This window comes from Pontibacter virosus (assembly GCF_003096355.1).
In the GTDB taxonomy this organism is placed as follows: Bacteria; Bacteroidota; Bacteroidia; order Cytophagales; family Hymenobacteraceae; genus Pontibacter; species Pontibacter virosus.
In genome coordinates this window covers 286706-310558 of the sequence record NZ_QEKI01000001.1, presented here as the reverse complement: position 1 = coordinate 310558, position 23853 = coordinate 286706, and the positions used below count along the sequence as shown (strand labels likewise).

The 23853-nt window shown below is 50.3% G+C and carries 21 protein-coding genes; 15 read left to right on the top strand and 6 right to left on the bottom strand.

Annotation, left to right across the window (positions count from 1 at the left end):
* Positions 1 to 742 precede the first annotated feature (742 nt).
* The 15 genes from secA (at position 743) to C8E01_RS01115 (ending at position 17487) form a co-directional block, all read left to right on the top strand.
* Complete coding sequence (gene secA / locus C8E01_RS01185) at positions 743 to 4108, top strand: preprotein translocase subunit SecA (RefSeq protein WP_116541540.1); 3366 nt, start codon at positions 743 to 745, stop codon at positions 4106 to 4108.
* Between the two features lie 138 nt (positions 4109 to 4246).
* Positions 4247 to 4918: a deoxyribose-phosphate aldolase gene (gene deoC / locus C8E01_RS01180; RefSeq protein WP_116541539.1), complete on the top strand. Its 672-nt coding sequence runs from the start codon at positions 4247 to 4249 to the stop codon at positions 4916 to 4918.
* Positions 4902 to 5408, top strand: coding sequence for a sporulation protein (locus C8E01_RS01175; protein ID WP_116541538.1), 507 nt, complete (start codon positions 4902 to 4904; stop codon positions 5406 to 5408). The genes deoC and C8E01_RS01175 overlap by 17 nt, the downstream gene beginning before the upstream one ends.
* Before the next feature lie 120 nt (positions 5409 to 5528).
* Positions 5529 to 6731, top strand: a complete 1203-nt coding sequence (locus tag C8E01_RS01170) for a M20 metallopeptidase family protein (protein WP_116541537.1) — start codon at positions 5529 to 5531, stop codon at positions 6729 to 6731.
* 6 nt (positions 6732 to 6737) lie between these two features.
* Positions 6738 to 7514, top strand: coding sequence for a DUF2490 domain-containing protein (locus C8E01_RS01165; protein WP_116541536.1), 777 nt, complete (start codon positions 6738 to 6740; stop codon positions 7512 to 7514).
* Between the two features lie 144 nt (positions 7515 to 7658).
* Entirely contained in the window at positions 7659 to 8153 is a 495-nt protein-coding gene (locus tag C8E01_RS01160) for an Hsp20/alpha crystallin family protein (RefSeq protein ID WP_116541535.1), read from the top strand.
* A 184-nt stretch (positions 8154 to 8337) separates the two neighbouring features.
* Complete coding sequence (locus C8E01_RS01155; RefSeq protein WP_116541534.1) at positions 8338 to 9831, top strand: Do family serine endopeptidase; 1494 nt, start codon at positions 8338 to 8340, stop codon at positions 9829 to 9831.
* A 165-nt stretch (positions 9832 to 9996) separates the two neighbouring features.
* Positions 9997 to 11574: an L-piperidine-6-carboxylate dehydrogenase gene (amaB, locus tag C8E01_RS01150; RefSeq protein WP_207774853.1), complete on the top strand. Its 1578-nt coding sequence runs from the start codon at positions 9997 to 9999 to the stop codon at positions 11572 to 11574.
* A gap of 382 nt (positions 11575 to 11956) precedes the next feature.
* A complete protein-coding gene (locus tag C8E01_RS01145) occupies positions 11957 to 12514 on the top strand; it encodes an RNA polymerase sigma factor (protein WP_116541533.1) in 558 nt (185 codons plus the stop codon).
* Between the two features lie 27 nt (positions 12515 to 12541).
* A complete protein-coding gene (locus C8E01_RS01140) occupies positions 12542 to 13207 on the top strand; it encodes a hypothetical protein (RefSeq protein ID WP_116541532.1) in 666 nt (221 codons plus the stop codon).
* Positions 13188 to 14309 (top strand): DUF4097 family beta strand repeat-containing protein, encoded by a 1122-nt coding sequence (locus C8E01_RS01135; protein WP_243409369.1) that lies wholly within the window; start codon positions 13188 to 13190, stop codon positions 14307 to 14309. Before C8E01_RS01140 ends, C8E01_RS01135 begins: the two co-directional genes overlap by 20 nt.
* Positions 14310 to 14467: 158 nt before the next feature.
* Positions 14468 to 14893 carry a RidA family protein gene (locus C8E01_RS01130; protein ID WP_076669329.1) on the top strand — a complete coding sequence of 142 codons (426 nt, stop codon included), beginning with the start codon at positions 14468 to 14470 and terminating at the stop codon, positions 14891 to 14893.
* A 28-nt stretch (positions 14894 to 14921) separates the two neighbouring features.
* The gene (locus tag C8E01_RS01125) at positions 14922 to 16742 is read left to right on the top strand and encodes a MutS-related protein (protein WP_116541531.1); all 1821 of its coding nucleotides are present in this window, start codon (positions 14922 to 14924) and stop codon (positions 16740 to 16742) included.
* 67 nt (positions 16743 to 16809) lie between these two features.
* Positions 16810 to 17052, top strand: a complete 243-nt coding sequence (locus C8E01_RS01120; RefSeq protein ID WP_116541530.1) for a hypothetical protein — start codon at positions 16810 to 16812, stop codon at positions 17050 to 17052.
* Between the two features lie 117 nt (positions 17053 to 17169).
* Positions 17170 to 17487, top strand: a complete 318-nt coding sequence (locus C8E01_RS01115) for a hypothetical protein (protein WP_116541529.1) — start codon at positions 17170 to 17172, stop codon at positions 17485 to 17487.
* An 84-nt stretch (positions 17488 to 17571) separates the two neighbouring features.
* Here C8E01_RS01115 and tsf read toward each other — a convergent pair whose 3' ends face one another.
* From tsf to C8E01_RS22020, 6 genes are all read right to left on the bottom strand, one after another.
* The gene (gene tsf, locus C8E01_RS01110; RefSeq protein ID WP_116541528.1) at positions 17572 to 18405 is read right to left on the bottom strand and encodes a translation elongation factor Ts; all 834 of its coding nucleotides are present in this window, start codon (positions 18403 to 18405) and stop codon (positions 17572 to 17574) included.
* A 222-nt stretch (positions 18406 to 18627) separates the two neighbouring features.
* Entirely contained in the window at positions 18628 to 19395 is a 768-nt protein-coding gene (rpsB, locus tag C8E01_RS01105; RefSeq protein ID WP_116541527.1) for a 30S ribosomal protein S2, read from the bottom strand.
* Positions 19396 to 19416: 21 nt separating this feature from the next.
* Positions 19417 to 19803: a 30S ribosomal protein S9 gene (rpsI, locus tag C8E01_RS01100; protein WP_116541526.1), complete on the bottom strand. Its 387-nt coding sequence runs from the start codon at positions 19801 to 19803 to the stop codon at positions 19417 to 19419.
* Positions 19804 to 19809: 6 nt separating this feature from the next.
* Complete coding sequence (rplM, locus tag C8E01_RS01095; protein ID WP_116541525.1) at positions 19810 to 20259, bottom strand: 50S ribosomal protein L13; 450 nt, start codon at positions 20257 to 20259, stop codon at positions 19810 to 19812.
* 263 nt (positions 20260 to 20522) lie between these two features.
* The gene (locus C8E01_RS01090; RefSeq protein WP_165820529.1) at positions 20523 to 21311 is read right to left on the bottom strand and encodes a TlpA family protein disulfide reductase; all 789 of its coding nucleotides are present in this window, start codon (positions 21309 to 21311) and stop codon (positions 20523 to 20525) included.
* A 33-nt stretch (positions 21312 to 21344) separates the two neighbouring features.
* A complete protein-coding gene (locus C8E01_RS22020) occupies positions 21345 to 23852 on the bottom strand; it encodes a M56 family metallopeptidase (RefSeq protein WP_116541523.1) in 2508 nt (835 codons plus the stop codon).
* Between the last annotated feature and the right edge of the window lies 1 nt (position 23853).

Below are 23853 nucleotides of genomic sequence, written 5' to 3'. Positions count from 1 at the left end.
CCTGCCCCTCTCAAGAGTGGATTTTCTGTCATTGGTTAATTTGTAGTATAGGCTATGTGGTTGCTGCAGTTCATTGGCTCTACCGGGTCCAACCACCCCTAACCCCTCCTTTTCTAAGGCGGGGAACCTGTAACTACCATTCAGTAGGTATAAGCACTGTTGCGAACTACTGCTGGCAGGTATAGCAAGACTAACTTGCCCCGTAAGCTATGGAATTGATTACATCAGCCAGGTGCACCAAATGACGCTCCACTGTTCGAGCGTTCAGCGAGTTTGGAGCGTCTTGATTTTTTTGCTCACTTTTTTCATCAAGGAAAAAAGTGAGGCCCGCCCGGCCAGGGCAAGCCACAAGGCAAAGCAAGTTGCTACAATAGCAATTGCTATAAAGCAAAGCAAGCGATACCTATACTTGGGCCAGAAGCCCCTCTATACCAGACACGAGCGAGGACGCTCGCGCCATTTGTGCTATACCTGTACACCAAATTCAGCCCACAGGAACAAACAACCCCACTATGTCACAATGCCACAGCCCATCCCCAGGTTTTCCCTTTATGACACAGGAATTTACGCAGCCTAAGCTTTGTTGAGAAAATAAGTTCAGCCTATCGGCAAATATGGCAGATAGCCTATGCAGCTATCATTCTGGTATTGTTTTAGTGCATTGCCTTAGATATGTCAGAAAAACACTTTATTTTTGACGATATTGCGAACGCAGAATTTCATTTAAGAACAACCAATACAGATGTTTGATTTTTTCGGTAAAACCGTTGCGAAACTATTCGGAACCAAGTCCGACAGAGATATAAAGGAGGTAGTGCCTTACGTATCCAAAATTAACGAGGAATACGCGAGGCTTACCAGCCTGACTGATGACCAGCTTCGTCAGAAAACAATCGAAATAAAAGGCATCATTGATGAGCGCCTGAAGCCTACTGACGAAAAAATAGCCGCCCTGCACCAGCGTGTAGTCGATGAGCCGGAACTGAACATCGTTCAGAAAGAGAACATCTTCTCAGAGATCGATGAACTGGAGAAAGAACGCAACAAAGAGCTGGAGGTCGTGCTGATGGAAGTGCTGCCTGTAGGTTTTGCAGTTGTAAAAGAAACAGCCCGCCGATGGAAAGAGAACGGTCAGCTGGTCGTAACGGCCAACGACATGGACCGCCAGCTGGCTGCCCGCAAACCAAACGTTCAAATTGATGGTGATAAAGCCATTTGGGCGAACAAGTGGATGGCTGCAGGCAACGAAATCACCTGGGACATGTTGCACTACGATGTGCAGCTGATCGGTGGTGTTGTGCTGCACCAGGGCAAGATTGCGGAGATGGCCACAGGTGAGGGTAAGACCTTGGTGGCAACGCTGCCTGCCTTCCTGAACGCCCTTTCGAAGCGCGGCGTGCATGTGGTAACCGTAAACGACTACCTCGCCCGACGTGACTCCGAATGGATGGCGCCGTTGTTCGAGTTCCACGGCATCACCATCGACTGCATCGACAAGCACCAGCCTAACTCCGAGGGCCGTCGCAATGCCTATCGTGCGGATATCACCTATGGTACCAACAACGAGTTCGGCTTCGACTACCTGCGCGACAACATGTCACGCGAAACCAAGGACCTGGTACAGCGCAAGCATCATTACGCCATGGTTGATGAAGTGGACTCCGTGTTGATCGACGACGCCCGTACGCCACTGATCATCTCTGGTCCGGTGCCCCGTGGCGATGAGCACGAGTTCTACCAACTGAAGCCACGCATTGCCATGCTGGTGGATGCGCAGCGCAAAGTGGTGATGAACTTCCTGACAGAGGCCAAACGCCTGATCAAGGAAGGAAACACACAAGAGGGCGGTCTATCGCTTTTCAGAGCCTACCGTGGTTTGCCAAAGAGCAAGCCGTTGATCAAGTTCCTGAGTGAGACGGGTAACCGCGCCATCATGCAGAAGGTGGAAAACCACTACCTGCAGGATAACTCACGCATGATGCCGGAGGCCGATGAGCCACTTTACTTTACCATCGACGAAAAGCACAACCAGATCGAACTGACCGAAAAAGGCATTGACCTGATCACGGGACAGGGTGAAGATCCGCAGCTGTTTATCTTGCCAGATATCGGCACAGAGATCGCCAACATCGAAAACAACACATCCCTTAACGAAGAGGAGACGCTTCACGCCAAGGAGAAACTGATCGCTGACTTCCAAGAGAAGACCAAGCGTGTGCACACCATCAACCAGTTGCTCAAGGCCTATACCTTGTTCGAGAAGGACACCGAGTACATCGTGACCCCGGACAACAAAGTGAAGATCGTGGATGAGCAAACGGGTCGTGTGATGGAAGGCCGCCGCTATTCGGACGGTCTGCACCAGGCCATCGAGGCGAAAGAGAACGTGAAAGTGGAGGATGCCACGCAGACTTACGCCACAGTTACACTGCAGAACTACTTCCGTATGTACCACAAGTTGTCAGGTATGACGGGTACAGCCGAGACTGAAGCGGGCGAATTCTGGGATATCTACAAACTGGATGTGGTGGTTATACCTACCAACCGTCCAATCTCGAGACGAGATGAGCACGACAAGGTATACAAAACCACGCGTGAGAAATACAATGCTGTGGCCGACGAAATTGTGCAGCTAACAGAGAAAGGCCGTCCGGTGCTGGTAGGTACTACTTCGGTAGAGATCTCGGAGCTCCTAAGCCGCATGCTGACGTTGCGTAAGATCAAGCACCAGGTACTGAACGCCAAAATGCACCAGAAAGAAGCCGAAATTGTGGCTGAAGCTGGTAAGCCGGGCACAGTGACCATCGCGACAAACATGGCCGGTCGTGGTACCGACATTAAGCTGACACCAGAGTCGAAGGGTTCAGGTGGTCTAGCCATCATTGGTACGGAACGCCACGAGTCCCGCCGTGTGGACCGCCAGTTGCGTGGTCGTGCCGGTCGTCAGGGTGACCCGGGTTCTTCACAGTTCTTCGTGTCGCTTGAGGATAACCTGATGCGTCTGTTTGGTTCTGACCGTATCGCCCGTCTGATGGACCGCATGGGTCTGGAAGAAGGCGAGGTGATTCAGCACTCGATGATTACGAACTCGATTGAGCGTGCGCAGAAGAAAGTGGAGGAAAACAACTTCGGACAGCGTAAGCGCCTGCTCGAGTACGACGACGTGATGAACGCCCAGCGTGAAGTGGTGTACAAGCGCCGCCGCAACGCCCTGTATGGCGAGCGTCTGGAGCTTGATATCTGGAACATGATCTATGATATCAGCGAGGACATGGTGGTGAACTACAAAAACACGGTTGACTACGATAACTTCCAGCTGAACATCATCCGTGTATTCGGTATCAATACCACGATCACGGAAGACGAGTTTAAATCTGGTCAGCCTAATGCATTGGTAGAACGTCTGTACAACGAGGCACTGAACCACTACCTGGCCAAGAACAAGCAAATCGCGGAACAGGCGTACCCGATTATCGAGAACATCCACCTGAACCGTGGACCGATGATCGAGAACGTGGCCGTGCCGTTCACAGATGGCAAGCGCCAATTGGCCGCCGTAGCCAACCTGACCAAGACGTATGAGAGTCACGGTATGGAGCTGATCCGTGCCATGGAGAAGATCATTACGCTGGGCACGATCGACCAAGCATGGACCGATCACCTGCGCCAAATGGACGACCTGAAGCAAGTGGTGCAAAATGCGGTATACGAGCAGAAAGACCCGCTCTTGATCTACAAGTTTGAGTCATTTGAGCTGTTTAAACGTATGATTGGCAAGGTGAACGAGGAAACGGTTTCGTTCCTGTTCCATGCCTTCATTCCGGTGCAGGCGCCAGAGCAGGTGCAGGAGCCGCGTGTGCCGCAAATGCCAAAGCCGCCCGTATTGCACGAGCAGAAAGAGGAAGTGCATTCATCGCTGGAACATAACAGTGGCCCGATGCATGCCCCGGAGCCGGAAAAGATCATGCCTGCCCACTCACAGAAAGTGGCCGGACGCAACGATCGCGTAAGTGTGCAGTACAACGATGGCCGCGTGTTGAAAGACGTGAAATTCAAGACGGTGGAAGACGATTTGCTCCACAACCGTTGCGTACTGATTGAAGACTAATACCAGATAGCCGCCTTCTGAAAAGCCTGGCGGTTATACTTTTTATATGATCATCTAAAAGCAAAGGATATAAAAGCGGGTGCCAAAGCCAGTCTTTATATCCTTTCCTTTTGTTTAAAACATCTTTTGTTAAAAAATATGTCAGGAGAAGAACTTGCTTCCTATATAGACCACACCATCCTGCGCCCAGATGCGACAGCTGAGCAGGTGATGCAACTGTGTGATGAGGCCCGTGACTACGGCTTTGCGGCAGTGTGCGTGCCACCTTGCTACGTGCAGGCAGCTACAGAGCGCTTGGGGCCGGGAGCTATGGTAAAAGTGGCCACTGTCATTGGTTTCCCACTGGGTTACCAGCACCCCAAGGTAAAGATTCTGGAAACGCACCAGGCCATAGCCGACGGGGCCAACGAAATTGACGTGGTCATGAATGTTTCGTTCTTCAAGTCGGGCAGGTACAGCGAGATAAAAAAAGAGCTGAGTGATTTGGCGAACTTCTGTCACCTGAAAGAGGCGGAACTGAAGGTGATCATCGAGACGGCGCTGCTTTCGCAGGATGAGATAGCCAAAGCATGTGAAATCTGCAGTGATGCCGGAGTAGACTTTGCCAAAACGTCGACGGGTTTTGCTTCAGGTGGAGCCCGGGTGGAAGATGTGCTGCTAATGCGCCGCGTACTGCCAAGCCACATCAAAATAAAAGCGTCTGGTGGCATTAAAACATACGCCGATGCCCTCGCGTTAATTGAGGCGGGAGCCGACCGCTTAGGTTGCTCTGCCAGTATTCAAATTGTAAAGCATGAACAGAGCGCTTAGTTTTCTTTTTATTTTAGCTTTGGTGGTGTCGTCGGCCTGCAAGCCCGCGGCAGAAGCACGCACCAGTTCGCCAGACAGAACCAGTGCCCGCGTAGTGGACGACATCAGCGTATACCGACCCACTTACCCAGCCGATGATGCCAATGCACCGGCAACTGCCAGAGTAGAGCCCACAAACCACGCAAATGCCAGGGTAGCTGTGCTGATGGATTCGGTGGCTCGCGTCAACAAGAACATTCGGTATGCGCAAGGCTACCGCATACTGGCCTATAATGGCTCGGAGCGCCAAACCGTAATGGACCTGCGAAAAGCCATCATTGCCCGCGTGCCAGAGCAAAAGGATTACCTGACTTACCAGCAGCCAAACTTCCGCCTGAAGATAGGTGACTATTTCAGCCGCATAGAGGCGCAGCAGGTGCTAAACCAGATCAGCGACCTGATCCCCAACGCCCATATTGTGCAGGAGCAGATCAACATACCAAAGCAATAAGGTATAGCAGTCCGCTATAGGTATACAGCGTTGCAGTTGCTCAGGCGGCTGCAACGTTTTTCTTTTTATATTTGACAGCTTTTAATAAGGTGCGTAGTGCCTTGTCATTTAAATACTTACATGAATCAATTAGCGCAGAGAATAAAAGAGTTGGCCAAGACCTACACCCAGGATTCAATAGGTATACGCCGGCATTTGCACGCCAATCCGGAGCTTTCCTTCGAAGAGCATAACACGGCTGCTTATGTAGAGCAGGTGCTGCAAAGCTATGGCTTGGAAACAGTGCGTATGGCCAATACAGGTGTGGTAGCCCTGGTTAAAGGACGAAACCCGGAAAGTCAGACCATCGCACTGCGTGCCGACCTGGATGCCCTGCCGATTACAGAGCAAAACGCTGTAGACTACAAGTCGAAGAACGAGGGTGTAATGCATGCCTGCGGGCACGATGTGCATACAGCCTCTTTGCTGGGCGCGGCGCGCATTCTGCAGGAAGTGCGCGGAGAGTTTGAAGGCACCGTGAAACTGGTGTTCCAGCCAGGGGAGGAGAAGTTTCCGGGTGGTGCTTCCATTATGATAAAAGAGGGGGTGCTGCAGCAACCGGCCCCATCAAGTATCATCGGCCAGCATGTGTTTCCGATGCTGCCAGCCGGCAAGGTCGGTTTCCGGTCAGGTATGTACATGGCCAGCGCCGACGAGATCTACATTACAGTAAAAGGCAAAGGCGGTCACGCTGCCCTGCCGGAGCTTAACGTAGATCCGGTGCTGATCACATCGCATCTGATCGTGGCGCTGCAGCAGATCGTGAGCCGGCATGCCAGCCCAAAAGTGCCCACGGTGCTCTCCTTTGGAAAAGTAGAAGCCTTGGGTGCCACCAATGTGATCCCGAATGAAGTGAAGGTGGAAGGCACTTTCCGGACCATGGATGAGGTATGGCGTAAAGAGGCGCACCGCCGTATACGCAAACTGGCTGAAGGACTCTGTGAGAGCATGGGCGGCAGCTGCGACATCGACATCAAGTTTGGCTACCCTTTCCTGAAGAACGACCCTGACCTGACCGGCCGTGCCCGCGAGGCGGCAGCGCTATACCTTGGGGAGGAGAATGTAGTGGACCTTGACCTGTGGATGGGAGCCGAGGATTTTGCCTATTACTCGCAGGAAGTGGCTGCCTGCTTCTATCGCTTGGGTACCCGCAACGAGGCGCGCGGCATCACCTCTGGTGTGCATACCCCAACGTTCGACATTGACGAAGCCGCGCTGGAAACCGGCAGCGGGCTGATGGCCTGGATTGCCGTACAGGAATTGGAAGCTCAAACAGTAGGATAACCGAAAATGAAAAAACTATACCTGATTCTCTTACTGGCTGTGTTGCCGCTTTTGAGCCACGCCCAGAGCAAAGTGAGTGCACCGACCGCCCTCTGGCCCGAACTGCAACTGAGCTACGGCCTGGGCGAAAGTGGCCTGTTGTTTCTGCAGAATCAGTACCGCATCAACACCGACGGCCGCTACAATGGGGTGGGCAGCTTCGAGCGCATCGAGTTCACGCTGGGCTACGAGCACACCTTTACGGAGCACTGGGTAGCAGGTGCTATGTTCCGCTACGCCAAGGAAGACATGCCTTCGAGCAATTTCACGTCGGCTTTCCTCCGCCATGCCGGCACCATCAAAGGCTTATACTTCAACAAACAGCTGACGCTCGATTACGTGAACCAGGAGCGCCGCGATCCATTTGCGCGGTTCAGACTAGGGGCGGAACTAGGCAAGCGTATACCGTTAGGGGAACGCTTTATCACACCGTCCCTGTCGTATGAGCTGCTGGTGGTTAAGGATTTTGGGGAAGAAACGAACGAGCTGCTGGTACGCACCATCGACCGCACCCGCCTCAGAGTGGAAGCCACTTACGAGATCAGCGACAAGATCCGTATCACCCCCTACTTCCTGCGCCAGACCGACTACTATTTTGTGGAAGTGAGTCCGAAATATGATGAAGACGGGGTGCTGCTTGAACAGGGCTATACCACGAAGCGCAACCGCATCTCGCCTGTATTTGGCCTCGAACTGAAGTATACCTTCAACAGAGCCATCTCTACAGCCAGCTATACCTACTAATTCCTGAAAAATTGACAGGAAAGGCCGGTTTATACCATGGTTATAAATGACATTATTTCATGATTCGATAAAATAATCCGACTGGCAGGCTATTCGCTTTACCCTTTTTGTATTGAAAACAACAACTTAAAAAAGGAGGTAGCTATGGTACTCAGAAAATATAATGGCATGCAGAATGACGTGCCGCAGACTTTCAGCTCCATGCTGGACAGGTTCTTCAACGAGTCTGTAAACTCAAGAGGTTTCTCCGGCTTTACGCCACATGTGGATGCCTGCGAAACCGAAAATGGTTACGAGATCGAAGTAGCCCTGCCCGGCATTCGCAAAGAGGACGTTGCCATCGATTTTCAGGAAGGCAAGCTGACCATTTCAGGTGAGCGCCGTTTCGAGAAGAAAGAGGAAGGTCGCCGCTACCAGATGCTGGAAACCCAGTACGGTACATTCTCCCGCTCTTTCTACCTGCCTGACAACGTAAACCCGGACAAGATCTCGGCCCAATTGCAGGACGGCGTGCTGTTGGTAAACGTGCCAAAAGACGAGCACAAAACCATGAAGCGTCAGATCACGATTGCAGGTGGCGAGGAAGCCAAACAGAACGCCAAGCAAAAACGCGTGACTGCTTCTGAGAATGGTAAATAACAATTAGGAATGTAAATTGACAAAAAGGAGGCCACCAAAACTGGCCTCCTTTTTGTTATAAAAATGTTAAAGAGTGCAAATTGCCTTGACTAGGTATACTGTCGTATAGTATATTAGCGTTAAAGGTTTGTTATATATATAATTCTTAATATTTAAAACCCATCAATCAGAAGGAGTTCAATACATGAAGACGAAACAGTTTATTGTTGGCCTCACACTTTCGGCGCTAATGGGCGGCGGTGTGGCAGTAGGCAGCTATAAGTTGCTGGAGAATGATAGTCCGCAGGGAGTAGAGGCTCAACAGCAGTACCCGACCGTACGCTACACAAGCGACATGCGCAGCAGCAACGTGATTGTGCCGGAAGGGCTTAATTTTATAAAGGCCGCACAGGTAACCACGCCTGCCGTTGTGCACGTGATGACAGAGTATAGCGTGCGCTCGGCGCAGCGATCCAACACACCCATGGATCCGTTCCTGCGCGAATTCTTTGGCGATGGCTTTGGAGAACGTGTACCACGCGGTCCGCAGATGGGCTCCGGCTCGGGTGTGATCATCGCCTCTAACGGCTACATCGTTACCAACAACCACGTGATCGACCGTGCCGACAAGATAGAAGTGACACTGGACGATAAGCGCAAGTTTGAAGCTACGCTCGTAGGCACCGACCCTACCACTGACCTGGCCCTGCTAAAAATCAACGCCGATAAACTGCCTGTAATCCGCTACGGCAACTCCGATGACCTGCAGGTAGGGGAGTGGGTGCTGGCCGTGGGTAACCCGATGAACCTGACCTCTACGGTAACAGCGGGTATCGTGAGCGCCAAAGGCCGTAACATCAACATTTTGCGCACCAGCCAGAACCGCGATCTTAGCATTGAGTCGTTCATTCAGACAGATGCGGCCGTAAACCCTGGTAACAGTGGTGGCGCCCTGGTAAACCTGAACGGTGACCTCGTAGGCATCAACACAGCCATCGCTTCACAAACAGGATCTTTTGCCGGCTATTCTTTTGCCGTGCCATCTGCCATTGTGAGCAAGGTGGTAGACGACTTGCTGAAGTACGGTGAAGTGCAGCGTGCTTTGCTGGGTGCCCGCATCCAGGAAATTGATGCTGCCCTGGCAAAAGAGAAAAATCTGAGTACGCTGAATGGTGTGTACCTGGCCGAAGTGGAAGAAGGTGGTGCGAAAGAGGCCGGCCTTCGTACTGGCGACGTGATCACAGCTATCAACGATGTGAAAGTAGCCCGCTCTTCGCAGTTGCTGGAGCAGGTGGCACGCTACCGCCCTGGCGATAAGGTAAAGGTAGAGTACCTGCGCGATGGCAAGACACGAAATGCCAACGTAACGCTCAAAAACCTGAACAACAGCACCGAGATTTCGAAGCGTAGCAATGCCAGCTCGGTGACGTTTGACGGTGCTTCTTTTGAAGCGGTAAGCAAACAGGAAATGAACAAACTAGGTATAGACGGCGGCGCTAAGATCTCCAATGTGGACAAGAGCAAGTTCCGTGACACCGGTATGAAAGATGGATTCATCATCACACGCATAGACAAGTATGCGGTGAATGTGCCAGCCGATGTGGAGCGCCACCTGAAGAACTTCGAAACCGGCATCGTTTACATCGAAGGTGTTTATCCTGACGGTCTGAAGGCTTACTACCCGATCGGGAAACGCTAGTTATTAAACATTCAACAGAAAAGCTTCTGCCACACACGGCAGGAGCTTTTTTGTTTTAATAGAAGAGAAAAAAGGGTTAACTTCATGCTGCATAGCTTCCTGCGTGCAGGTACATTGCTCAGAAGATGTTTAAACACCCAAAATCCGAAAAATACAGATAGAATTATGAAACAAGCCATAGATGAAATGCCAATGACAAAAGCGATTGCCGATGTATTGCAGCAACTAGGTATAAAAGAACAAAACCCATCCTACAGCACCGGTCTGAACTGGGGCGGCGAAAACAACAAAACAACCCGCGAGATCTATTCACCAGCCGATGGCAACCTGATTGCCGGCGTAAGTATGGCTTCTGCCGAGGATTATGAGCAAGTGGTGAAGACCGCCCAGGATGCGTTTAAGGTATGGCGCACCGTGCCGGCTCCAAAGCGTGGCGAGATCGTGCGTCAGATCGGCAACAAGCTGCGTGAGAACAAAGAGGCTCTGGGCAAACTGGTGAGCTACGAAATGGGCAAGATCCTGCAGGAGGGCCTAGGCGAAGTGCAGGAGATGATCGATATCTGCGACTTTGCAGTAGGCCTGTCGCGTCAGTTGCACGGGTATACCATGCACTCCGAGCGTCCACAGCACCGCATGTACGAGCAGTACCATCCGTTGGGCATTGTGGGTGTTATCTCAGCCTTTAACTTCCCGGTGGCGGTTTGGAGTTGGAACGCCATGCTGGCAGCCGTTTGCGGCGACGTGACCATCTGGAAGCCATCTGAAAAAACACCGCTCACGGCCATCGCCTGTCAGCACATTATCCGCGACGTGCTGGCCGACAACGAGCTGCCGGAGGGGATTTTCAACGTAATCATCGGTGATGCCGAGATCGGCAGCCTGATGGCGCATGACACCCGTGTGCCTCTTGTGTCCGCTACAGGCTCTACCCGCATGGGCAAGAAAGTAGGCGAGGCCGTTGGTGCCCGTCTGGGCAAGTCCTTGTTGGAACTGGGCGGCAACAATGCCATCATCATCACCGAAAATGCTGACATCGAAATGGCGCTTCGTGCCGTGGTATTCGGCGCCGTAGGTACCTGCGGACAGCGCTGTACCTCTACCCGCCGCCTGATCGTGCACGAGAATGTATTCGATCAGGTGCGCGACCGCTTGCTCAAGATCTACCCGAACCTGCCGATCGGTCACCCGCTGAGCGACACCACACTGGTTGGTCCGCTGATCGATAAGGATGCTGTGAAGGCTTTCCAGAACGCGCTGGAAGAGGTACAGGGCGAAGGTGGCAAGCTGTTGATCGGTGGTGAGGTGCTGGAAGGCGAGCAATACGCAACCGGTACCTACGTGACGCCAGCCATCGTGGAGGCCGAGAACCATTACCACATGGTGCAGGAAGAGACCTTTGCTCCAATCCTATACCTGATCAGGTATAGCGGTGACGTGGAGAACGCCATCGACATTCAGAACGGGGTGAAGCAAGGTTTGTCTTCGTCCATCTTCTCAACAAATCTGCTCGAAACAGAAGCCTTCCTGACCCACTGGGGCTCAGACTGTGGTATAGCCAACGTGAACATCGGTACGTCCGGTGCCGAGATCGGTGGTGCCTTTGGGGGTGAGAAAGATACAGGCGGAGGCCGCGAGTCCGGTTCCGATGCCTGGAGGATCTACATGCGTCGCCAGACCAACACCATCAACTACAGCCGCGAACTGCCATTGGCACAGGGCATCAAGTTTGATATTATGGATTAAAGAACTGGACTTTCAGGATGAGAAAGGTTTTATAAGTTTTGATTACCTTTTCCAGTAGGTATAGCACACTCAAAATTTTAAAGCGCACATCCTGCCTGGTATCCTTTATCCTGTTTATTTCATAATCCGAAAATCCTGATTCAGGCAAAGCCAGCTCCACCCGGGGCTGGCTTTTTTTTGTGGCTATACCTGATAAATGAGTAAAACGGCACCCGGGCGCAGTGAGCAACGGATAATTTTTAAAAATATTTTGCAACTTGATGCAACCCAACGCTTTTGCCTGTGTCTTTAGTGCAGATAGAATGAAGGGAGGAGTGAAATTAAGATGAAGTAAGAGAATAGGTCGACTAACGAGGCTAATAGAACGATAAACGAGGCGATTTTGGAAAAAGGCACTTTTCAGGATGTAAACGCACAGGTAGTGCAGCGCTGCAGGGAAGGGGATAACCGTGCCCAGTACGAGCTGTATAAGCTATACTCCAAAGCCATGTTTAACGTGAGCATGCGCATCACCAACGACTATGCCGAGTCCGAGGACGTGCTGCAGGAAGCCTTCATCAGCGCCTTTAAAAACTTACATTCTTACAAAGCAGAAGCTTCATTCGGGAGCTGGCTCAAACGGATCGTGATCAATGCATCGGTTAACGCCGTGCGCAAGCGCCGCTCAGAACTGGTGCCGCTCGAAGACCGGATGGCAGGCGACATAGCAGACGAGGACTACGACGATGATACCGAATGGCAGGTAGAGCAGGTGCGCCGCGCCATACAGCGCTTGCCTGACGGCTACAGAGTAGTGCTCAGCCTATACCTGCTGGAAGGCCTCGACCATGCTGAAATAGGAGAGGTGTTGGGTATAAGCGAGTCTACTTCGAAGTCGCAGTACAGCAGGGCCCGCAAGAAGCTCCTGGAGATTATGAAAGACACACATTCCATGGCCTAGCCGTGGTCAATGATAAAGAAGAGAAAGATGAAAGACAGATTAAAGGATTTTGTGAGTGAAAACCGGGAAGACTTCGACATGTTCGAACCCAGACCGGAGCTGTGGCAGGAGATCTGTACCGAGCTGAAGACGCAGCAGGCACAGAAAGAGAAGCCACGCAAAGAAGCCAAGGTGATCAGCATCAACTTCGGGGATCGCCTCAACTTCGCCGCCGACTTCATGTTTATGCGCGTGGCCGCTACCATCGTGCTCCTGCTGGCATGTGGCATCACGCTCTGGACGGTGAAAAAAAACAACCCGGCAGTCACCAACACCCTTGCCGCTACTACCGAGACAGGAGAACAGGCATCGGTGTACCAAATGGCGCCCGAACTTGCTGAGGTGGAGGTATACTATACCAGCCAGATCAACAGCAAACGCGAAGAGCTGAGCGAATACGACCTGAAGGTGCTCGGTCTGGACGAAACGCGCGAGATAGACAGCGAACTGGCCCGACTCGACAGCAGCTATACCCGACTCAAAGATCAATTACAAACTACTCCGAATACCGACCAGGTGATGGCGGCCATGATCAGGAACCTGCAGATCCGGATCGAAGTGCTGAACCGCCAGCTGGAAGTGCTTAAGAAAATAGAAGCTATTAAAGAACAGGATACTACTGAACCACAGAACAATGAAACTACTACTATTTAAAACACTGCGCTACCACATAGCCACGCTTTTGGTTATACTGCCCGCCCTGGCCCTGGCACAGCCTTATGCGCCGGAGCCTTGCCCAAGCCAAACGCTCCCTGCACCACCAACCCCTGTCGTGCAGCAGACACAACCGCCCGCCCCTCCGATTCCACCGGCGCCTCCTGTGCTGCCACACCAGACGGATTGTAAGGAAGCCGAAGTTTATACCTACAGTTCAGAGAAGCGCAAGACCTTCGACAAGACTTACAAAGTAAGCAAGTCGGATGTGCTGAACATCGACAACAAGTTCGGCAACGTGCATGTGAACACCTGGAACCGCAACGAGATACAGGTAAAAGTCGACATCATCAGCCGCGCCAACTCAGAGCAAGTGGCGCAGGAAATGCTGAATAAGATCAACGTGGCCGACAGCCGAAGCGGCAGCACCATCTCCGTTAAGACCGAAATGGGTTCTATGAACTCCAAGAGTGGTCACCAGAGTTTTGAGATCAACTATACCATCAATATGCCCGAAGATAACCACTTGATCGTGAAGAACAGCTTCGGTAACGTATACCTGCCAGACATGAAGGGCAAAGTGGATTTGAACGTGCGCCATGGTGCTTTTAAAGTGGGTAATCTGGCGAACGCCTCCAACAACATCAAAGCTTCGTTCTGTGACAGAACTTCCAATACCATCGGCTTCCTGAACAAGGGCAATATAGAGTTGGCGTATTCAAATTTAAATCTAGGCGGGACAAATGGTGTGAATGGCACGTCAAAATATACTGATATTAAAATAGGAAATCTTTCCGAAGCACTGCAGATGGATGTGAAGTACGGCACATTTAGTGTAGATAACGTGAAGAAGAATTTCAAGTCTATAAATGTAACCGGAGGCTACGCTCCAATCCTGCTCAACTTCGAGAGCGATTCGGCCTTTGACTTCGACGTCAACGTGCAATTCGCCGACTTTAAAGTGGACCGAAACCTCGTGAAGTTCACGACACTGGAGAAAGGCCATACCTCGGCGGAGTATAAAGGCAGGTATGGAAATGCTTCATCTAAAGGCACTCTCAGCATCACTTCAAAGTATAACGATGTGAGGTTCACAAAATAATCCTTTGTGTTTAAACATATTAGCCCCGATCGGGTTAAATAATAGAGTTTGTTTAAGGTAAGAGAAGCCGGCCTGTTTTAGGGCCGGCTTCTCTGTTATGGTGAGATAGATGGCAGGACTCAAAGCACAATGCTGGCCAGAATGTTTTATATTTGAGTATGACAAACGATAAAGAGCTTCTCAATTCATCGAAAGCCCCGGAGCCCGTGGGGCTATACCCGCATGCCCGTCGCGTGGGCAATCTTTTGTTCCTGTCTGGCGTTGGACCAAGGGAGCGGGGCACCAAAAAGATCCCGGGTGTGGAACTGGACGAGGCAGGCAACATCACCTCGTACGACATTGAGACGCAGTGCCGCTCCGTATTCCAGAATGTGCGTTACATACTGGAAGACGCCGGCTCGAGCTGGGCAAACCTGGTAGACGTGACCGTATACCTGACGAATATGAAAGACGACTTTGCGACCTACAACCGCATCTATGCCGAGTACTTCAAGGACAACCAGCCTTGTCGCACCACCGTGGAGATAAATAAATTACCAACGCCCATTGCCATCGAGTTGAAGTGCATTGCCACGATCGACTAGGCTATACCTGCAAACAGAACAGCTATACGTGAACAGCAGAGAAAACGAATTTAAGCAGCGGGCAGCGGCCTATGCTGAACAGGAACAAAAAGCAGCCGGCAAATCGAAGTCGGTGTCGTGGTTAAGAGTGGTGGTGTTTGTTGCAGGTGCTATTACGGCCTGGCTCTTTTTCAGGGACGGTAACATCAGCGCAGGCATCATCAGCATCGTTGGGTTTTACATCCTTTTCATATTGGTGATGCGCTGGCACAGCCGGCTCGATTACAGGTATAAGCAGCTGCAGTTGCTCAGCAAGCTCAACCTGCAGGAGATCGATAGGCTGCAGGGTAAACTCCATACCTTCGACGGAGACGTCGCCTTCAAAGACGATCAGCATCCCTATACCTCCGACCTGGATATTTTCGGCCCGGACTCGCTCTTCCAACTGATGAACCGCTCTGTGACGAGCATTGGCAAGCTGCGGCTGGCCCAGTGGTTCCGGCAGGCAGCACCAACTCCGGAAGTATTGCGCAGACAGGTGGCAGTGGCAGAACTGGCGCAGCCCGACCAGCAGGAATGGCTGCAGCAGGCAATCGTGAAGCCCATGCACTACAAGCACACCGAGGCAAATACACAGGAGTTCTTTGATTGGCTACGTGCACAGGATTTGTACAAAGCGCATCCCTGGCTGAAGCTCCTGGTGTTTGTGCTGCCTGTTCTGACCTTAGCGTCGATTGCGGCCTGGTTGTATGGCTACTCCGGCTACATCGCGGTCGGCTTTTTGGCTATCCAATACCTGCTGGGCCTCAAGTTCCAGAAGCAACGCGACGATTACTACGAGAAAAGCATCGGCATGTATGAGGCCACGCAAAGCTATACCGACCAGCTGCGGCACCTGGAAGCACATACCTTTAAAGCACCGCTTCTGGATGAGATCAGGACGCAACTCTTCAAAGGCAACACACCTGCTTCTACAGCCATCGGCAAAGTAGCCACCATCATCGATTATTTCTCCTGGCGACTCAGCACCCTGATGAGCTTTTTCCTGAACACCATCCTGATGTGGGATTTCGTATGGATCTACCGGATCGAGTCCTGGAAAGCGGATCATCTGGAACAGGTAGAGAACAGCCTCGTTTTGCTGGCTGATTTCGAAGCACTGGCCAGTATGGCGGCTTTCCAATATGCCCAACCGCATTATGCTATACCTGAGATAAGCGCTATACCTTTCGAGTTTGATGCTGAGCAATTGGCGCATCCGCTGATTTTCTCGGTGGAGCGCATCGCCAACGATTTCCAGATGCAGGGAGCGGGTAAGACCATCGTGGTAACGGGCTCCAATATGTCCGGCAAAACGACCTTCCTGCGCACGGTGGGCATCAACATGGTGCTGGCCTTTATGGGGGCTCCTGTATGTGCCCGTCGCCTGAAAGTAGCCCCGACACAGGTATACACTGCCATGCGCACCGCTGATAACCTGGCCGAGAACACCTCTTCCTTCTACGCTGAGCTCAAACGCCTGCGCATTCTCCTCAACATGACAGAAGGGGAGGAACCGGTTTTCTACCTCCTAGACGAGATACTCAAAGGCACCAACTCCCGCGACCGTCACGCCGGTGCCATGGCCCTGATCCGGCAACTACACCGCCGCAATGCCTCCGGCCTTATCTCCACGCACGACCTGGAGCTGGGCGCTATGGAGCAGGAGTTGCCCAGTAGCGTAGAGAACTTCAGCTTCAACAGCACCATCGAGGGCGACAGGATATTGTTCGATTATACCTTGCACCGGGGCATCTGCCGCAGTTTCAACGCCAGCAAGCTGATGCAGCTGATGGGGATTGAGATGGAGCGGACTGATGCGGCAGGATAGGGTATTTACCTAAGCCCCAGATTTACGTTAGTATAGCAACACACATAAACAATCAGCAAATAAACTTATGAGAGTAGTAGCCGACATCCCTAACCCACACGTGAAAATCACGCTGCATTCCTATAACGGCAAGTATATCCTGAAGTTAGAGAAAGCAAACCTGGAGCAGATTTATAAAATAGAGGAAACCGAAGTGTCAGGAGACGAAGGGGCGATTGCCCTGCTGGACGAGGATTTTATCGAGGCAGTTGTCAACCGCTTTCAGGATATGCGAGACGCTTTTGTAAGCACGGTGAGGAGGAATGGCTAAGGTATAGCAAGGATGAGAACTGTACCCTATAGGTTTGAAATTAACTGCATTAAAAGTATATTCACGAAAGCGTATTCTTCGGCTATACCTGACACATTAGTTAACCTTAACCGCTCGATGAAAAAACTAATCCTACAAAACACCTTGGCGACCCAACTGCTGATTTATGGTGGGATGGCGCTCATTATGTGGCCTGCCGCGCTGCGAATAGTGGGTATTGTTAATTTTGAAAATGATTTCAGCCCTGTTTTTTTGTATGCAGGGCTGAGTTTAATGCTTATTGGCGGTGCCCTGCGTATCTATCACGAGCAACGGGCTGGAGAGCCAGTTTTTGAAGGTTATCTGTTTCGGGTAGCAGTAGCTTTAGCCATTGTTGCTATTATGATGGTGACAGGTATCATCAAAACACCAGCTTTTTTGCAAAATCTGTTTTAGTGATATGCGCTTATACCTGCAGGTATAACAAACAAAAAAGGCTCTGATTCCTCAGAGCCTTTTCTATTATAGTCGCAAAGCGAACTAGCCGATAGCTACACGCTTGAACTCAGTTACAGTCAAACCTTTGCTTGTTTTCTCAAGCAACTGAGATATTGTAAGAGAAGAGTCTTTTACGAACTCCTGGTTCAACAGCGTGCTTTCTTTGTAGAACTTGTTCAGTTTACCTTGAGCGATTTTCTCCAGCATTTGCTCTGGTTTGCCTTCCTGACGCGCTTGCTCTTTGCCGATCTCGATCTCACGCTCGATAGTAGCAGCATCAACGCCGTCTTTGTCCAGCGCGATTGGCTTCATGGCAGCAATCTGCATCGCAATGTCCTTACCAACTTCCGTCACGTCTGTACCGCTGGTGTTGTTCATACCTACCAGTACACCCAACTTACCATTAGAGTGGTTGTAAGCTACAACTTTCTCAGCCTTCACAGTTTCGTAAGAAACCACGTCGATTTTCTCACCGATTTTACCCATCAGGTCTGTGATGTGGTCCTGAAGTGAACGACCGTCAGCCTGAGGAGCGGCCAGCAATTCTTCTTTTGAAGAAGCGTTAGTAGAAACAGCAGTCTCCAGAACAGTGTTAGCCAGGTTCTTGAAGTCTTCCACTTTAGATACTGGCTCAGTTTCGCAAGCCAACGCCACTACGCGGCCAGTTGAACCGTCTGCGCTCACGTCTGTCAATACGATACCTTCAGAAGTAGCATTGTCAGCACGCTTGCTGGCAATCTTCTGGCCTTGCTTACGCAGAATATCTTTAGCAGCTTCGAAGTCACCGTTGGCTTCCGTAAGTGCTTTTTTGCAATCCATCATACCTGCACCAGTTTCCTGGCGAAGTCTGTTAACGTCTTGTGCTGTAATAGCCATCTTTTTATAATTAAGAATTAAGAATTATAAATGTTGTATTCAGTTTGGGAAGGGCCTTGTAGGAAGGTATAGAACGGCAACGTAGTATTTCCGTCTTTGTCTTTTTTCAAAATTGCTTTTGTCAAAAAGCCTGTTTCCTTCCGATTTGCCCTAAAACAAACTGAACATTGAAGCTTAAGGGCCCAATGTTCAGTTTATTGACTATGCTATATGCATGCGAGATTATTGCTCGTCAGCTTCCTGCTTGGCTTTGATGCCTTCTTCTTCAGAACGCTTACGCTCAGTCTCTTCTTTGTCTACTTTACGCTCAGACAGACCTTCTTCGATTGCCTTACCAATGATAGACACGATAAGTGCGATAGACTTAGAAGCATCGTCGTTTGCTGGAATTGGGAAGTCAACCGTCTCTGGGTTAGAGTTTGTATCGCAAACTGCGAATACAGGCAGGTTCAACTTCTGTGCTTCCTTCACGGCAATGTGCTCACGCTTCACGTCCACAATGAACAGAGCAGCTGGCAGGCGAGACAGGTCGGCAATACCACCCAGTACACGCTCCAGTTTCTCACGCTCACGAGAAAGCATCAAACGCTCACGCTTTGCAATAGCTGCATAAGCGGTGTTGTCCTTCACCATCTTGTCGATAGTAGACATTTTCTTAAGCGACTTACGCACAGTGGCGAAGTTCGTCAGCATACCACCCAACCAACGGTCGGTTACATAAGGCATTTTCAGACGACGTGCTTCTTCTGCAACGATGTCCTGGGCCTGCTTCTTGGTAGCTACGAAAAGGATTTTACGACCAGACTTGGCGATGTTCTTGATAGCTGAAGTAGCTTCGTCAAGCGCAACCAGTGTCTTGTTCAGGTCAATGATGTGGATTCCGTTCTTCTCCATGAAGATGTACGGAGCCATTTTCGGATCCCACTTGCGGGTAAGGTGACCGAAGTGAACACCTGCCTCAAGTAATTCTTTATAATTAGTACTTGCCATGTTGTTGATACACCTTTAATATTAACGTTTACTGAACTGGAATGAACGACGCGCTTTGCGCTTACCGAACTTCTTACGCTCCACCATGCGAGGATCTCTGGTTACGAATCCTTCTTTGCGGAGTGCAGATTTTGTCTCGGCGTTTTCTACTACCAGTGCTTTAGATATAGCAAGTCTAAGTGCTTCAGCCTGGCCGCTTACACCACCACCTTTTAGATTAGCAGTAACATCGTACTTGCCAATTAGCTCTAAGGTTTGAAACGGCTGATTCACAATAGTTTGCAGTACTTCGTCAGGGAAGTACGCCTTGATATCTTTACCGTTAATAGTGATATTCCCTTGCCCGGCCGTCATGTAGATACGAGCCACCGAGGTTTTTCTTCTACCAGATGTATTGATAACTTCCATTAATTATTAGATGTTGAGGGTTAATTCTTTAGGCTGCTGAGCTCCGAAAGGATGCTCGCTTCCTGCAAAAACATGAAGATTACGGAATAGCTCGCGGCCTAGTGGGCCCTTAGGCAACATGCCACGAACAGCGCGCTCTACGAGCAGCGTTGATGATTTAGCCTTCAGCTCACGTGGAGAAGTCTTGCGCTGACCACCTGGGTAACCAGTGTGCGACAGGTAGTACTTCTGATCCCACTTGCGACCAGTGAAACGCGTGTCATCAGCATTGATAACGATCACGTTGTCGCCGCAGTCAGCGTTTGGCGTGTACGAAGGCTTGTTCTTGCCTCTCAGGATCTTGGCGATTTCAGACGCCACGCGACCCAAGCTTCCTTGCCCTGCATCAATAATCACCCAGCCTTTGTTGGCTGTCTTCTTATTGACAGTAAGGGTCTTATAACTTAAATGATCCATTTTTGGTGGTTGTAAGCGATTTATTTAACAATTAATTTCTTCTCGAGGGTTCTTGAAAAATGGTCACAAAGATAGAAACTCTTTATTTGATATGCAATACTTGGTGCAGAAATATGCTGTGACACAGGGGAATAGTGTAAAAAGACAGGCAGCGGCACAAAGCTGCGCCGCTGCCTGTAAGCTAATCTATTATCAAACCTTTCAGGTAGTAAGATAGAAGGCAGGGAGAGCGTTCTGCGGATGCCTCATATCTTTTCGGCGTTTTAATTTATCAGCTTTCTGATTTTCTCCGACATCTCATCTAGCTGTGTTTCACCATACCCAATAGACACATGTCTGATTACGCCTTGTCTGTCAATGATAAAGTTCAGCGGAATTCCTTCCTCCCCATACAGTTTCCAAATCTCTTCGTTGGGGTCAATGCCTGAGTTAAAGTCAATGCCTTTTTCTTTCAGCTTAGCTAATGTTTTCTGCACTTTCTCCTTGGGTTCCCCTCTTGAAATGGTCAGGAAGACGAAATCCTTCGGGTCGTACTTTTGCAGGATTTTTTCAGGCAATTCATAAAACTCCATGATACAGGGTTGGCACCAGGTGGCCCAGAAGTTCAGCATGACAACCTTGCCTTTCAAATCAGACATCTTTACGAAGGTCCCGTCCACTAACTCTACTTTAAATTCCTTTGCCTTGTCATTTACTTTAAGGGCATGCGAATTCTTTGAAGCTCCAGCAGGTTTTTCAACTATCGCCTCCTTGCTTCTCCCTTCCTTCTCCTTTTTTTCTGCCTCCGTCAAGGTATAGATTCTGGCTATAAAATTATCTCCAATAACATCACCGAATTTTTCCTGGTACCTTTTCCTTTCCTCGTCAGTAGCTCCAGAAACCAAGTTTTTCACGTATCCGCTCTGCGCAATTTCTTTTACCTCACTTTCCGTAACTATGCTGCTGTCATTTAAGATATAGACTCTTTGTGGCTTTTGTATCTCTTTACTTTCTTGTGCTTGTGCCAGGCTAACGAATGACAAAAACAGTAGTACCAACAGTTTAAGCTTCATATGAGGTTTCTTTATGATGTACAAAACCATTTGCTATCTCGGTGCAAGCGTAGTGGCAATCCTGACTTCTCCGGTTTTCTTGTTGCCGATCACCATCACGATGTTGTCAGCGTCTCGCACACTTTTCAATGCTTCGGCACTGTAAGTATGAGTAGCGCGGGCATTGTTGCCGTTCTTTTTAGACGCCAAGTCAATGCTCAAGCTGTTTATTTTGCCGCCGTCGTACTTTTCTGTGAATTTCAGATCGAAGCCGCTGGACTTAAATGCCTGCTGTGCCACTTCAAGTTCCCGCTTAGTTATTTCCTCAGGCCATAAGGTATACACTACGTAATCTTCATTCTCTACCAAGCGAGCACCGCCTGCCTTAGGTATAGCCGGGCCTTCGTATTTGCCAGGCGGTGGTGGTGGAGGAAGCTGTTCTCCCGCTGGTGCAGGGGGTACGGGAGGCATTGCTTCTTTACCAGGCACAGGAGGTGGGGGTGGTGTGCCTGGCGCTTCTGGGGCAGGTGGTGCTGGCGGCGGCGGAAGTTGCAGTCTTTTATTGAACTCCCGTACCTGGCGGGAGTCCTTATTCTGTATCGTAATAATAGAGATTACGCCTTCAGTACCTTCTTTGCCAAATGTCTCTTCTGCGGTCTCTCCTTTAACTATATTTATGCTATGGATGGTCTTTGGGTCGATTTTCTGCACAGACGCTTTACTGGACTTTACCCCATCAATGTAATATAATGCAGCGTCTGGAAGACTTGACTGTTCTCTGTTTATGATAAGCGGAGGTGAAAAGCGTTTGGTTGTCGTATCCTGTATCATAACAGGCGGTGGGGGAGGTAACAAGCCAGGAAACTCGCCATACTTGCTCTTGGCTTTCGCCAGACTCTTTTGATCATTCAGGTTATACATTTCGGTGGTACCTGATTTTAGGAAAAGCACGACGGCTTGCGGGCCTTTTTCCGGATGGACTTTCCAGCCAACTTTGTCAATGGTCGGGTTTCTTTTGAGGAAGTTGGTATACTCCACTGGCAGGTTGTTGCGGTCCTGGTAGTAGCCAATATCCGTTGGTGAGAAGATGCGCTCCCCGTTCTGTTGTTGTACAGCATTATTTTTCTGAGATTCAAATTCTGCTCTGGATACAACTTGTGCAGCACCAGGACTTGATGGAAAGGGACCATACTTCTTCTCAGCCGCAGCACGACTTTTCTTGTCAGCCATGTTGTAAATCTCCTCTGTTGATTCAAGGCGCACTCTGATCTCATTGCCGGACATCCATTCGATCTTTCTTACCTGTGGGTTGCGGGCATAGAAAGCTTTGTGCTCTTCAGCTACCTTCTTAGCTCTTTCATCCTGATCCGGATTATAAGGCGCTGGAGGAGCAGGTAAATCTGAATCGTCAAACATCGGCGGACTTGTAGGCTTCACAGGCAGTTTGCCATACTTTTTCTCCGCAGCGGCTACTTCGTTATTATAAGCGATCCTGTAACTTTCAAGGCCGCCCGACTTAAGCTCAAATACCATGCGGTCACCTTGGTTTTCTTTGCCTGATTCTTCGGCTGGTACCCAGTACACGCGTTTAACACTTGGGTTTCGCTTCAAAAATTGTTCATATTCTTCTGCTGAATAGGCAGGGTTCTGAGTTAATTCTCCTGGGAGTATAGTTTCTGCTAAGGTGGTTATATTATCCTGCGAGGCGCTCCGGAAAGCAACCAGCAGTACCGTTACGAGGGGCAGCACAACCAGCAGTCGGAGCCGGTTTGCTTTGCTTGTGGGCATTTTATTCATCATGGCAATTCGTCGTTTAAGTGAGGGGAAATTAAACTGATTGGCAATCTGAGGTTGTGTGGCGCCTACAACTTTCAGTAAGAGGTATTGGTATGCTACTCGGTCGACGCCAGCATTTACAACATGCTGGTCGGCTATAAATTCAAGGTTTTCTTTCATGGCCTTTTTCATGAGCCAAACACCCGGGTTGAACCAGTAAAACACGGTGCTCAACTCAGCCAGCAGCACATCCAGGGTATGCCAGCCGTTTACGTGAATCTGCTCGTGCCGCAGTATCGACTCCAACTCGGGCGATTGATGCTGTGCCGGGTTCAGGTAGATAGTCTTCCAGAATGAAAAGGCTTCGCTGATGCCTTGTACCTTGCGGAAGTCCACTCCCTGGTAAGAGGCGGGCACCGAGGCGCGATGTATCCTATAGAGCGAGGCAAACTGCATGACCAGCCGAAGCAGCATCAATCCGCAGCCGAGCCAGAACAGCCCAACAGGTATAAGCCAGTAATCGAATACAGTCTGTTCAGGTATAGCCGTTGGTGTCCAGGCAGGTATAACCACGGCGTAGATTTGCACAGCAGCCAACTCTTCGTGCCGGCTAAATAGTTCGGTGAGGTCTACCAGGGGGTATACCGTGGAGAACACGATGCCGAACACCAGGAAAAGCCGGTTGAGGTGGTAGAACGTGAGCTTGCGCAGCACCAGGTGGTAAGCCAGGTAAAACAGCACCAGGGCCACGTTCGCTTTCAGCAGGTATAGGAGCAGCTCAGGCATA